Origin of the sequence: Kineococcus gurbantunggutensis (assembly GCF_050871925.1) — a bacterium.
In the GTDB taxonomy this organism is placed as follows: Bacteria; Actinomycetota; Actinomycetes; order Actinomycetales; family Kineococcaceae; genus Kineococcus.
Window position 1 is genome coordinate 1 of sequence record NZ_JBJLSG010000059.1, and the last position, 12,925, is coordinate 12,925.

The window sequence follows — 12,925 nt, forward strand, 5'->3', positions numbered from 1 at the left end:
GGCCCGGGACCGCACCGCGGTCCCGGGCCCCGTCCGCGCCCGCGCGCAGGGGTGCGCGCAGGGGGGTGCGCTCAGGCCGTCAGGCCCACCAGGACGTCGACCACCTCGGCCGGCGCCGGCAGCGCGGCGATCGAGGCGGCCAGGCGGCCGGCGGCCTCGCGGTGCGCGCCGTCCTCCAGCAGCCGCCGCACGGCGTCGTGCACCGCGGCCGCGGTCACCTCGCCCGGCTGCAGGTCCAGGCCGCACCCCTGCGCCCGCAGCGCGGCGGCGTTGGGGAACTGGTCGTGCGCGCGCTGCGGCAGCGCGAGCTGGGGGAGCCCGGCCGCCGAGGCGCCCAGCAGGGTGCCGCTGCCGCCGTGGTGCACCACGACGTCCACGAGCGGGAACACGCGCGCGGCGGGCACGAAGGCCTCCAGGTGCACGCGCGGGCCCAGCGGCCCCAGCTCGGCCGGGTCCAGCCCCGAGCCGATCGCGGCCAGCACGTCCACGTCCAGCTCGCCCAGGCCCGTGAGCACCTCGCGCAGCACCGGCGCCTCGCCGGCGGCCACGGTGCCCAGGGTCACGTAGACCACCGGCCGCGGGCGCGAGCCCCGCAGCCACCCGGGCACCGGCTGCTCGCCCTCGCTCCACGCCTGCGGCCGCAGCGCGGTGCAGGGGATCGGCAGCCGCGCGCCGGGCTGGCCCAGCTGCGCCGGCCACACGTCCAGGTGCAGGCGGCCGAAGACCTCCGGGCCCTCGGGGACGCGCTCGCCGCCCTCGCCGCGCCGGCCCAGCTCCGTCAGGGACGCCGCGCACGCGGCCTCCATCGGCGGCGGCGACCACGGGCCCACCCCGTGCCGCACGGCGGGCACCCCCGCCCGCGCCGCGGCGACCGCGGCGCCCATCGCCAGCTCCTCGTAGACGACCAGGTCCGGGCGGGTGGCGCGCAGCACGGGGGTGAGCTGCTCGTCCACGTCGGCGGCCAGGACCTCGCCGAACATGGCGGCCGCCACCCGCCAGCGCTCGCGCGGTTCCAGGGTCCGCAGCTCCGGCCGCTCGCGCATCACCCGCCCCACCGCGGCCTCGATGACGGCGTCGACGCGCTGCACCTCCCAGCCCGCCGCGGCGAGCCGGTCCGCGGGGGTGCCGCCGGTGGCCACCACCACCTCGTGGCCCGCGGCGCGCAGCGCCTCGGCCGTCGGCATCACGGGGTAGACGTGCCCGAAGGCGGGCAGGCTGCTGACGAGGACTCGCACGGTGCTCTCCTGTGCTCGGGGTCGGTTCCCCGGTGCGCACCCGCGGGGCGCGCACCGGGTCGTGCGCCCGGCCGGTTCAGCCGGCCGGGTCGGGTGCGCGCGGCCGCGGGGTGCCGGGCGCGGGTCGGGAGGCGGGCCGGGGCGCGCCGGTGCGCCCCGAGGTCCGCAGGACGTGCCGGCCCGGGCTGCGGCGGCTGGGCGCCAGCGCCCCGCACGCCAGGGCCGCCACCACCAGCACGCCGGAGGCCAGCACGAAGGCGTCGGCGAACCCGGCGGCGAACGCGTCGGCGGCCGCCGCCCGCAGCGCCTCGCCGGCCGGCCCGAGGGCCTGCGCGACGCCCTGCGCCGGGCCGGCGCCGCCCAGGGCGGCCTCGGCGAGCGGGACGGGCAGCGTCGTCAGGGCCGGCAGCAGGTCCTCGCGGTAGGTGGCGACCAGGACGCTGGACATCACCGCGATGCCCAGCACGCCGCCGACCTCGCGGGTGATGTCGTTGACGGCGCTGGCCACCGAGCGCCGCTCCGGCGGCAGGCCCTGCAGGATCAGCGACGTCCCCGGGATCATGGAGGCGCCGAAGCCGGCGCCGAAGACCACCAGGCTCACCACGACGTGCCACAGCAGGCCCGTGCCGGCGGCCAGCGCCAGGCCCAGGAAGCCGGCGGCCATGAGCAGCAGCCCCGCGGCGGCGGGCCCGCGCGCCCCCCAGCCCGCCCCGCGCGCGCCCATCACCGCCGAGCCGACGCCGGCGCCGACGGACAGCGCCAGCAGGACCAGCGCGGCCTGCAGGGGGGAGTAGCCGGGCACGACCTGCAGGTACTGCGGCAGCAGGGTGAACAGGCCCAGGGCCGTGAAGAACTGCGCCACCACGAGCAGGCTGCCGACCGCCAGGCCGCGGCTGCGGAACAGCCGCACGTCCAGGGCGGGCTCGGCGGTGCGCAGCTCGCGCAGCACGAAGCCGGTGGCGCCGGCCAGGCCCAGCGCCAGCGGCACCAGCACCCGCGCGGACGTCCAGCCGTGCAGCGGCGCCTCCAGCACGGCGAAGACCACCCCGGCCAGCGCCACGACCGCCAGCAGCGCCCCCGGCAGGTCCAGCGACAGGCGCGGGTCGCGGTGCTGCCCCACCAGCGCGAGCACGCCGGGCACCAGCAGCAGCGCGGCGGCGCCGAAGAGCACCTGCACGCTGCCCCACCAGAAGGCCTCCAGCAGCGCGCCGGCGGCCAGCAGGCCGACCACCGAGCCGCCCGCGCTGACGCCGGACCACACCGCGATCGCGAAGCCGCGCCGCTCCGGCGGGAAGGAGGAGACCAGCGCCGACAGCGTCACCGGGAAGACCGCGGCCGCGCCCACGCCGGACACGGCCCGCAGCGCGATGAGGGCCTCGGCGGAGGTGACGAACGCCGAGGCCAGGTTCCCGGCGCCGAAGACGAGCAGCCCGCACACCAGCAGGGTGCGCTGCCCGAAGCGGTCGGCGGCGATGCCCGCGGGCAGCAGCAGCGCGGCGAAGAACAGCGAGTAGGCGTCCACGGCCCACGTCAGGGCGCTCTGGTCCGCGCGCAGGTCCGCGCCCACGGAGGGCAGGGCCAGCGCCAGCGAGGAGTTCGCCGCGATCACCAGGCCCAGGGGCGTGCACAGCAGGACCAGCAGGGCCCGCAGGCGCGCGGGCGAGGGCCCCTGCTGCGCACCGGGGGCGTCCAGCGCGGGGGCGGTCGTGTCGGGCGGCGAAGCCACGGGTCCTCCGGGGAGCCGGTGCGGGGTGTCCCCGCCAGCGTGCCCGGCGCCGGTGGTGCGGGGAACCGGACGGGGTGCCGCGGTCAGCGCGCCGCCGGGCGCGGCAGGGTCCTGCCACGGGCACCGCCCCGGGCGCGCCGCCCGGCGCGTGGCGGGCCGCGCCGCCCCGGCCGCCGCCTGCCGCCCGGTCGGCCCCGCACGCACCGGGGCCCCGCACCGGCGAGCGGTGCGGGGCCCCGGGGACGGGCGGGGGGAGCGGTCAGCTCTCCCCGCCGGCGCTGCCGCTGCGGCCGGCGCGCACGTCGTGCAGCTGGTACTTCTCGATCGCCTGGCCGGGCGCGCGCCAGTCGACCTCGCCGCGGCGGGCGAGCATCTCCAGGGCGCGCACCGCCACCGACGGGCCGTCGATGTGGAAGTACCGGCGGGCGGCGGCGCGGGTGTCGGAGATGCCGAACCCGTCGGCGCCCAGCGAGGCGAACTCGCCCGGCACCCACGGCTGGATCTGGTCCGGCACCGCGCGCATCCAGTCGCTGACCGCGACCACGGGGCCGGGGGCGTCCTGGAGCTTGCGCGTCACGAACGGCACCCGCGAGTCGTCGCCGGGGTTGAGGAACGCGTGCTCGTCGCAGGCCAGGCCGTCGCGGCGCAGCTCGTTCCAGCTCGTCACCGACCACACGTCGGCCACGACGCCGAAGTCGTCGCGCAGCAGCTGCTGGGCCTCCAGCGCCCACGCCACCCCCACGCCCGAGGCGAGCAGCTGGGTGCGCGGGCCCTCGCCCTGGCCCACCGACACGCGGTGCATGCCGCGCACGATGCCCTCGACGTCCACGTCCTCCGGCTGGGCCGGCTGCACCATCGGCTCGTTGTAGACCGTCAGGTAGTACATGACGTTCTCGGGCTCGTCGCCGTACATGCGGCGCAGGCCGTCCTTGACGATGTGCCCGATCTCGTACGCGTACGCCGGGTCGTAGGACACCACCGCGGGGTTCGTCGCCGCCAGCAGCAGCGAGTGCCCGTCGCCGTGCTGCAGGCCCTCGCCGGTCAGCGTGGTGCGGCCGGCGGTGGCGCCGATGAGGAAGCCGCGCGCCATGGTGTCGGCGGCCGCCCAGATGTTGTCGCCGGTGCGCTGGAAGCCGAACATCGAGTAGAAGATGTACAGCGGCACCATCGGCTCGCCGTGCGTGGCGTAGGAGGAGCCGGCCGCGGTGAACGCCGCCACCGAACCGCCCTCGTTGATGCCGACGTGGAGGATCTGCCCCTCCACCGACTCCTTGTACGCCAGCATCAGCTCGCGGTCCACCGACGTGTAATTCTGCCCGTGCGGGTTGTAGATCTTGATCGTCGGGAACAGCGAGTCCATGCCGAACGTGCGGGCCTCGTCCGGGATGATCGGCACGACGCGCTTGCCGAACTCCTTGTCCCGCATGAGGTCCTTGAGCAGGCGGACGAACGCCATGGTCGTGGCGATCTCCTGCTTGCCCGAGCCCTTGGCCGCCACCTTGTAGGCGTCCTCGCCGGGCAGGTGCAGCGGCGCGTGCTGCACGCGGCGCTGCGGCACCGGGCCGCCGAGGTCGGCGCGGCGCTTGCGCAGGTACTGGATCGCCTCGTCGCCGTCGCCGGGGTGGTAGTACGGCGGGCGGTAGGGGTCCTTCTCCAGCTGCTCGTCGCTGATCGGGATGCGCAGCGAGTCGCGCAGGAGCTTGAGGTCCTCCAGCGTCAGCTTCTTCATCTGGTGGGTCGCGTTGCGGCCCGCGAAGTGCGGCCCGAGCCCGTAGCCCTTGATGGTCTTGGCGAGGATCACCGTCGGCTGCCCGGTGTGGTTCACCGCCGCCTGGTACGCCGCGTACACCTTGCGGTAGTCGTGGCCGCCGCGCTTGAGCGACCAGATCTCGTCGTCGCTCATGCCGGCCACGAGCTTGGCGGTGCGCTCGTCGCGGCCGAAGAAGTTCTCGCGCACGTAGGCGCCGTTCTCGGCCTTGAACGTCTGGTAGTCGCCGTCGGGCGTGGCGTTCATGAGGTTCACCAGCGCGCCCTGGGAGTCGGCGGCGAGCAGGGAGTCCCACTCGCGGCCCCACAGGACCTTGACGACGTTCCAGCCGGCGCCGCGGAAGAACGCCTCCAGCTCCTGCACGATCTTGCCGTTGCCGCGGACGGGGCCGTCCAGGCGCTGCAGGTTGCAGTTGACGACGAAGGTGAGGTTGTCCAGCTCCTCGTAGGCGGCCAGCTGCGCGAAGCCGCGCGACTCCGGCTCGTCCATCTCGCCGTCGCCCAGGAACGCCCACACGTGCTGCTGGGAGGTGTCCTTGATGCCGCGGTTGTGCAGGTAGCGGTTGAACTGCGCCTGGTAGATCGCGTTCGCCGGGCCCAGGCCCATCGAGACGGTGGGGAACTCCCAGAAGTCCGGCATCAGGCGCGGGTGCGGGTAGGACGAGAGCCCGTTGGGCGCGGCCGAGACCTCCTGGCGGAAGCCGTCGAGCTGCTCGGTGCTCAGGCGACCCTCGAGGAAGGCGCGCGCGTACACGCCGGGGGAGGCGTGGCCCTGGATGAAGACCTGGTCCCCGCCGCCGGCGTGGTCCTTGCCGCGGAAGAAGTGGTTGAAGCCGACCTCGTACAGCGTCGCCGACGACGCGTACGTGGAGATGTGCCCGCCCACCCCGATGCCGGGCCGCTGCGCCCGGTGCACCATGACCGCCGCGTTCCAGCGGATCCAGGCGCGGTAGCGGCGCTCGACGTCCTCGTCGCCGGGGAACCACGGCTCCTGCTCCGGGCCGATGGTGTTGATGTAGTCGGTCGCGGTGAGGCTGGGGACGCCCACCTGCTGCTCGCGGGCGCGCTGCAGCAGCTGGAGCATGAGGTAGCGGGCGCGGTTCTTGCCGCGCTCGTCGACGACCCCGTCGAGCGAGGCCAGCCACTCCGCGGTCTCCTCGGGGTCGATGTCGGGCAGCTGGCTGGGCAGCCCGTTGAGGATGGGGCCGAGCCCCGCGGGGCCGTTCCCCGCGTCGTCGCGTCTGGCCACGGTGGTGGTCCTCCCGCTGTCGTCCGGTCGGCCCGCGGTCGGCGGGCACGGGGCCAGGCTATTCCGCGACGGCGACGGCCACCTCACCCGGGACCCGCCCGGTCGCGGCGGGGACCTGCTCACCCGCCCCCCGCAGCCGGTGGGCGCCGGCGTAGACGTTGGCCGTGGGCGGGCGCAGGAAGCCCACGAGGGTCATGCCCGCCGCCCGGGCCAGCGAGACCGCCAGCGAGGAGGGGGCCGAGACCGCCGCCAGCACCGGCACCCCGGCCATCGCCGCCTTCTGCACCAGCTCGAAGGAGGCCCGGCCGCTGACCACCAGCACCCGCCCGCGCAGCGGCAGCGCGCCCGTGCGCAGCCCCCAGCCGACGACCTTGTCCACCGCGTTGTGCCGCCCGACGTCCTCGCGCAGGCACAGCAGCTCGCCCTCGGCGCTGAACAGGCCCGCCGCGTGCAGGCCGCCGGTGCGCTCGAAGGCCGCCTGGTGCTCGCGCAGCACCCCCGGCAGCGACTCCAGCACGCCGGGGTCCAGGCGCACCCCGTCCCCGTGCAGCGGCGCGGGCACCCGGTCCAGCACCTGCTCCACGCTCGCCGAGCCGCACACCCCGCACGCCGACGTCGTCGTGAACGGGCGCGCCACCCGCTCGCCGGCCAGCCGGCTGCCCGGGCGGGCGGTGACCTGCGCCACGTTGTAGGTGGGCTGCCCGTCCTCGCCGAGGTCCGTGCAGTGCCGCAGCGCCACCACGTCCCCGGCGCCGCCGAGCAGGCCCTCGGCGTGCAGGAAGCCCAGCACCAGGTCCACGTCGTCGCCGGGGGTGCGCATCGTCACCGTCAGCTGCTCGCCGTCGACCTCCACCTGCAGGGGCTCCTCCACCGCCAGGGTGTCCACCCGCTGCGTGCGCGGGCCCCCCGGGCGCAGGTCCAGCCGCTCGGTGCGCGTGCGCGTCGTGACCCGTCCCACGCCCGCCAGGCTGCCACGGCGGGGCGCCGCGCGCGCCCCCGGGCGGCCCCGCGGCACGGCCCGGCGGCGCTCGCGCGGCGCTCGCGCGGCGCTCGCGCGGCGCTCCGGCGGGGGTGCCGCCTTGCGCACGGGGTGCCTGGTGGGCTGGACTAGGAGGTCACAGACCATGGACGACCCCGCGGAGCGGGGCAGAGGGAAGGCAGGACAGCACGTGGGCGCGACCGCGGACCCTGCCGCCGACACGGCGGCAGTGGCCAAGCTGGGCTTCAAGCCCGGCAACATCGTGCAGGAGTTCGGCTGGGACGAGCACGTCGACGACGACTTCCGGGTCGCCGTCGAGGAGCTCACCGGCAACGAGCTGCTCGACGAGGACGCCGACGACGTCGCCGACGTCGTCCTGTGCTGGTACCGGGACGGTGACGGCGACCTCGGCGACGCCCTCGTCGACGCCATCACCAACCTCGCCGACGGCGGCATCGTCTGGCTGCTGACGCCCAAGAAGGGCCGGCCCGGGCACGTGCCGGCCGCCGAGATCGACGAGGCCGCCCCCTCCGTGGGGCTGCACGCCACCAGCAGCGTCAGCGCCTCCGCCAACTGGGCCGGCACGCGCATGACCACCCCGAAGAACGGCCGCCGCTGAGCGCGCCGCACCCGCGGGCCACCGGCCCCGGCAGCACCTTCCCGGTGCCCGGGGCGGTGGTGCACGACCAGCACGGCGAGCCCCTGCGGCTGTCGGAGCTGTGGGCCGAGGGCCCCGCGCTGCTCGTGCTCGTGCCCGCGGCCTTCTCCACGCACTGCACCGCCGAGCTGGGCGCGCTCGCCTACGACGTCGACGCCTTCGACGAGGCGGGCGTGCAGCTCGCGGCGCTGTCCTGCGACCCGGTGCCCGCCCTGCGCGCCTGGGGCGACGACCGGCGCTACCCCTTCCCGCTGCTGTCCGACTTCTGGCCGCACGGGGCGGTCTCGCGCGCCCTGGGCGCCTTCGACGAGAGCACCGGCCGCAGCGAGCGCCTGTCGCTGCTGGTGGCCGGCGGCAAGGTGCTGTGGTCGCTGCGCAGCCCCGCGGACGCGGCCCGCTCGCTGGCCGCGCACCAGGGGGCCCTGGAGGCGCTGGGCGCGGCGCGCTGAGGCACTACCGTGGACGCCGCCCGGCCCCGCGCCGGTGCGGGCCCGTAGCTCAGCTGGTAGAGCACCGCGCTTACACCGCGGCCGTCGTCGGTTCGAACCCGGCCGGGCCCACCCGCCGCTAGGGTGCCGCCGTGGCCACGACGACCCCCGCGCCGACGACGGCGCCCCCCGGTTCGCCGCCCCTGCTCGCCGAGGTCCTGGAGGTCCTGGAGGACCTGCACCCCGCGCGCTGGGCCCAGCCGTGGGACGCCGTCGGCCTGGTGTGCGGGGACCCCGCGCGCACCGTGCGCCGGGTGCTGCTGGCCGTCGACCCCGTCGAGGCGGTCGTCGACGAGGCCCTGGACGCCGGCGCCGACCTGCTGCTGGTGCACCACCCGCTGCTGCTGCGGCCGGTGAGCTCCGTGGCGGCCACCACCGCCAAGGGCCGCCTCGTGCACCGCCTCATCGAGGCCGGCTGCGCCCTGCACGTGGCGCACACCAACGCCGACGCCGCCGCCCCCGGCGTCTCCGACGCCCTGGCGCGCGTGCTCGACCTGGACGGGCTCGTCCCGCTGGAGCCGCTGGCCGCCGAGCCGGGGCGCCCCGAGCTGGGCATCGGGCGGGTGGGCACCCTGCCGGCGCCCGAGCGGCTGGCCGACTTCGCCGACCGGGTCGCGCAGGCCCTGCCCGCCACCGAGCAGGGCGTGCGGGTGGCCGGCGACCCCGACGCGCTCGTGCGGCGCGTGGCCGTGTGCGGCGGCTCCGGCGACAGCCTCTTCGCGCAGGTGCGCGCCAGCGGCGCCGACGTCTTCGTCACCGCCGACCTGCGCCACCACCCCGCCTCCGAGGCCCGCGAGAGCGCCGCCGCCGGCGCCGCGGGCACCCCGCACCTGGTGGACGTGTCCCACTGGGCCAGCGAGTGGCCCTGGCTGGCCGGCTGCGCCGACCGCCTGGTGACGGGCCTGGCCGCCCGCGGCCGTACCGTGGACGCCCACGTGTCCACCACGCGCACCGACCCCTGGGTGCTGCGCGTCCCCAGTCGAGGAGAGTGACCCGGCGGATGCCCAAGGCTCCGGCGATCGACCAGCAGAAGCTGCTGGACCTGCAGGCCGTCGACATCCGGCTCGCGCAGCTGGCGCACCGGCGCGCGACCGTGCCCGAGCAGGCGGAGCTGGACTCCCTGCTCGCCGAGCGGCGCCGCGTCGGCGACGTCCTGGTGGCCGCGCGCACCCTCGTCAGCGACGGCGAGCGCGCCGTCGCCAAGGCCGAGGCCGACGTGGCGCAGGTGCGCGAGCGCGCCGCCCGCAACACCGCCCGGCTGGAGTCCGGCGCCGGCAGCGCCAAGGACGTGCAGGGCCTGCAGCACGAGCTGGAGTCCCTGGCCCGGCGCCAGGGCGTGCTGGAGGAGGTCGAGCTGGAGGCGATGGAGAAGCTGGAGCAGGCGCAGTTCGCCGCCGCCGAGCTGGCCACCACCGACGGCGAGCTCGCCGAGCAGGCCGAGGACGTCACCCGCCGCCGCGACGCGGTGCTGCAGGAGGTGGCCACCGAGGAGCGCGCCGCCCTGGCCCGCCGCCAGGCCATCGCCTCCGGCGTCGACGCGGACCTGCTGGACCTGTACGAGCGCACCCGCGCCCCGCGCGGCGGGGTCGGCGCGGCGCTGCTGCGCGGGCGGCGCTGCGAGGGCTGCCGCCTGGAGCTGAACGCCTCCGACCTGGCCGCGGTGCGCGCCGCCGCCGCCGACGAGGTCGTCTTCTGCGAGGAGTGCGGGCGCATCCTCGTGCGCACCGCCGAGTCCGGGCTGTGAGCGGCCGCCGGCTGCGCGTCGAGGCCGACGGGGGCTCCCGCGGCAACCCCGGCCCCGCCGGCTACGGCGCCGTCGTCAAGGACGCCGCCAGCGGGGAGGTGCTGGCGGAGGTCGCCGAGTCCATCGGGCGGGCCACGAACAACGTCGCCGAGTACCGCGGGCTGCTCGCCGGCCTGCGCGCGGCCGCCGCCGTCGACCCGGACGCGCGCGTGGAGGTCCGCATGGACTCCAAGCTCGTCGTCGAGCAGATGTCCGGGCGCTGGCAGGTCAAGCACGCCGACATGCGCCGGCTGGCCGAGGAGGCCCGCGCGGTGCTGCCGGCCGGGCGCGTGGACTACGGCTGGATCCCGCGCGCGCAGAACTCCCACGCGGACCGGCTGGCGAACGAGGCGATGGACGCGGCCGCCGCCGGCCGGTCCTGGCGCCGCGGCGGCGACGCCGCGCCCGGCCCGGGCCCCGCCACGGCTGCCGGCACCGCCAGCACCCCCGGTGCCGCCTCGACCCCCGCCGCGCCCGCGCGGGGCGCCGCAGCGCACGGCGAGCCGCTGGACCTGGTCCTGGTGCGCCACGCCTCCACCGCGCTGACCGAGCAGCGGCGCCTGTCCGGCCGCTACGGCGAGGACCCCGAGCTGTCCGGGGCGGGCCGCGAGGAGGCGCGCCGGGCCGCCGCGAGCGAGGAGGTGCGCGGCGCCGACGTCGTCATCACCTCCTCGATGCGCCGCTCGCGCCAGACCGCCGAGGTCATCGCCGAGCGGGTGGGCGCGCGCGTGCTGGTGGACCCGCAGTGGGACGAGACCGACTTCGGCGACTGGGACGGCTGCACCGCCGCGGAGGTGGTCAAGCGCTGGCCGGCGGAGTTCGCCGCCTGGTCCGACGACCCGGCCGTGGCCCCGCCCGGCGGGGAGGCCCTGGTGGCCGTCGAGCGCCGCGTGCGCGAGGCCGCCGCCGCGCTGCGCACCCGCTGGGCCGGCCGGCGCGTGGTGCTGGTCACCCACGGCGACCCGCTGCGGGTGCTGCTGCGCGAGTGCCTGGGGTGCGGCGCGCACATGCAGCGGCGCATCCGCGTGGACCCCGCCTCCCGCACGCTGCTGCGCCTGCACCCCGACGGCTCCAGCGAGGTCCTGGCCGTCAACCGGGTCTGAGCGCCCCTCCGGACCCGGCCACCGCGGCGGACGTCGACGGCGGCGCAGGGGCCGCGCCGGGACCGGGAGGTCCCCGCGCAGCTCCTGCGCCGGCGCGTCAGCCGAACAGGCGCTGCCCGCCCGCGGTGAGCCACCAGTTCTCCACCGCGAAGTCGGCCGGGTCGATCGTGCCCGTGGCCTGGGCGCGGTCGATGAGCAGCTGACGGATCTCGGCCTGCGCGTCGTAGACGACGGGCGCGGTGGCGACGTGCGGGAACTGCCCCCCGCCGGAGCGGCGGTAGTTGTTCACCGCGACGACGAACTGCTGCTCGTCGGCCACGGGCGCCCCGTCCAGGGTCAGCGACGCCACGCGCGAGCCGGCCGGCCGCGACAGGTCCAGCTCGTACTCCACGCCCGCGAGCTGGTCGAGGTTGTAGTCCGGCGTGGTGCCGGTGGCCAGCGACTCCGGGTCGGCGGCGCTGCCCGGCGGCACGCTGGCGTAGTACTGCGCGGACTTCTCCAGGTAGTCGCGCACCTGCGCGCCGGTCATCCGCACGGCCTGCAGCGTGTTGTCGTACACGTACAGCCCGGCGACGTCCTTGACGGTGACCTCGCCGCGCGGGAAGACCGCGGTGCGGCTGAACGGGGCCGCGATCGAGAGCACGGGCAGCTCGCCGTCGGGGGTGCCGGCCAGCGCCTCGCGCACGGTGTCGGTCTGCACGTCCTGGATGAAGTCGATGATCGCGGTGTCGCGCCAGCGCGAGCCGGTGGCCGGCAGCTCCTCGGTGGAGGTGGCGACGACCTGGTTCACGTAGTCGACGGTCTTGCGGTGCTCCTCGGCCACGGCCTGCACGACCTCGGGGTCCTCCGGGGCGGAGGCGGCGCGCACGTCCTGCACGTCGGCGCCGCTGAGGGAGTACCGGCCGCGCTCCTTCTCCAGCTCCAGGCGGGTGACGGTCACCGAGGCGCCCCAGCGGAACGGCTGGGTGACCAGGACGTCCTTGCCGGGGGTGGCGGTGGAGGGCACCCAGGTCTGCGGCCTGTCCTGGTGGCTGTGCCCGGCCACGACGACGTCCACGCCGGCCACCTCGGCGGCGACCCGCTCGGAGACGTTCTCCGGCCCCAGCTCCGCCTCGCTGTAGGAGGACGGGCCCGAGAAGCCCGAGTGCGAGAGCACCACCACGACGTCGGCGCCGGCCGCCTTCATCCGCGGCACCTCCCGCTGGGCGGTGGCGACCACGTCGTCGAAGGTGAGCCTGCCCTCGACGTTCTGCTTGTCCCACACGGCTGAACCGGGCGTGGTCAGGCCCAGGATGCCCACCTTGACGGCCTTGCCGCCGCCGGTGGGCTTGACCGAGCGCAGCACCCACGGGCGCAGGTACGGCGTGCCGGTGCGCTGGTCGACCACGTTGGCGCCCAGCAGCGGGGCGTCCAGGTCCAGGCGGTACTTCCCCAGGGTGTCCAGGCCGTAGTTGAACTCGTGGTTGCCCACGACCTGCGCGTCGATGCCGATGGCGTCGTACGCCTGGGCCAGCGGGTGCTCCACGCCGGTCTCGGTGACCGGCTCCTGGCGGGCGTAGTAGTACGTCAGCGGGGTGCCCTGGATCGCGTCGCCGTCGTCGACGACGAGCGTGGAGGCGTCGCCGCGCTGGGCGCGCACGCGGTCCACGATCGTGGACACGCGCGCCAGGCCCAGGCCCTGCCCGGCGGCGTAGGGCTTGCCGGCGAAGTAGTCCCAGTCCAGGACGTGGCCGTGCACGTCGGTCATCGACACGAGCGTGATGGAGGGCGGTGCGGGGACGGCGGCGGCGCTGCCCGCGCCCGCGGTGGCGCCGAGGCCGGCGAGCAGGGCGGCGGCGCTGAGGGCGGCGCCGGTGCGCCGGGCGCGCCGGCCGGGGGTGGGGGGAAGGTGCATGGGGCCATTGCACCTGGTCCAGGTGACCGGGAGGTTACGGACC

General features: G+C 76.7%; 10 protein-coding genes and 1 tRNA gene. 6 read left to right on the top strand and 5 right to left on the bottom strand.

Features of this window, described 5'->3' with window-relative positions:
* Window positions 1-71: 71 nt before the first annotated feature.
* The 4 genes from ACRYR7_RS12680 to fdhD form a co-directional block, all read right to left on the bottom strand.
* A complete protein-coding gene (locus tag ACRYR7_RS12680) occupies window positions 72-1,235 on the bottom strand; it encodes a glycosyltransferase (protein WP_432572461.1) in 1,164 nt (387 codons plus the stop codon).
* A gap of 76 nt (window positions 1,236-1,311) precedes the next feature.
* The gene (locus tag ACRYR7_RS12685; RefSeq protein ID WP_432572462.1) at window positions 1,312-2,961 is read right to left on the bottom strand and encodes an MFS transporter; all 1,650 of its coding nucleotides are present in this window, start codon (window positions 2,959-2,961) and stop codon (window positions 1,312-1,314) included.
* A gap of 259 nt (window positions 2,962-3,220) precedes the next feature.
* Window positions 3,221-5,977: a pyruvate dehydrogenase (acetyl-transferring), homodimeric type gene (gene aceE / locus ACRYR7_RS12690; protein ID WP_432572463.1), complete on the bottom strand. Its 2,757-nt coding sequence runs from the start codon at window positions 5,975-5,977 to the stop codon at window positions 3,221-3,223.
* A 58-nt stretch (window positions 5,978-6,035) separates the two neighbouring features.
* Window positions 6,036-6,935: a formate dehydrogenase accessory sulfurtransferase FdhD gene (fdhD, locus tag ACRYR7_RS12695; RefSeq protein WP_432572464.1), complete on the bottom strand. Its 900-nt coding sequence runs from the start codon at window positions 6,933-6,935 to the stop codon at window positions 6,036-6,038.
* A 211-nt stretch (window positions 6,936-7,146) separates the two neighbouring features.
* Between fdhD and ACRYR7_RS12700 the strand changes: the two genes are divergently transcribed.
* The 6 genes from ACRYR7_RS12700 (at window position 7,147) to ACRYR7_RS12725 (ending at window position 10,988) form a co-directional block, all read left to right on the top strand.
* Complete coding sequence (locus ACRYR7_RS12700) at window positions 7,147-7,575, top strand: DUF3052 domain-containing protein (protein WP_432572465.1); 429 nt, start codon at window positions 7,147-7,149, stop codon at window positions 7,573-7,575.
* A 44-nt stretch (window positions 7,576-7,619) separates the two neighbouring features.
* Window positions 7,620-8,063 carry a redoxin domain-containing protein gene (locus ACRYR7_RS12705; RefSeq protein ID WP_432572466.1) on the top strand — a complete coding sequence of 148 codons (444 nt, stop codon included), beginning with the start codon at window positions 7,620-7,622 and terminating at the stop codon, window positions 8,061-8,063.
* Between the two features lie 38 nt (window positions 8,064-8,101).
* Window positions 8,102-8,174: transfer RNA gene (locus ACRYR7_RS12710), tRNA-Val, on the top strand.
* A gap of 20 nt (window positions 8,175-8,194) precedes the next feature.
* Entirely contained in the window at window positions 8,195-9,094 is a 900-nt protein-coding gene (locus tag ACRYR7_RS12715; protein WP_432572467.1) for a Nif3-like dinuclear metal center hexameric protein, read from the top strand.
* A gap of 8 nt (window positions 9,095-9,102) precedes the next feature.
* Window positions 9,103-9,846: a zinc ribbon domain-containing protein gene (locus ACRYR7_RS12720; RefSeq protein WP_432572468.1), complete on the top strand. Its 744-nt coding sequence runs from the start codon at window positions 9,103-9,105 to the stop codon at window positions 9,844-9,846.
* Window positions 9,843-10,988, top strand: a complete 1,146-nt coding sequence (locus ACRYR7_RS12725) for a bifunctional RNase H/acid phosphatase (protein WP_432572469.1) — start codon at window positions 9,843-9,845, stop codon at window positions 10,986-10,988. The genes ACRYR7_RS12720 and ACRYR7_RS12725 overlap by 4 nt, the downstream gene beginning before the upstream one ends.
* Before the next feature lie 97 nt (window positions 10,989-11,085).
* On the opposite strand, the gene ACRYR7_RS12730 is transcribed toward ACRYR7_RS12725, so the two are convergent.
* Complete coding sequence (locus tag ACRYR7_RS12730) at window positions 11,086-12,882, bottom strand: bifunctional metallophosphatase/5'-nucleotidase (RefSeq protein WP_432572470.1); 1,797 nt, start codon at window positions 12,880-12,882, stop codon at window positions 11,086-11,088.
* Between the last annotated feature and the right edge of the window lie 43 nt (window positions 12,883-12,925).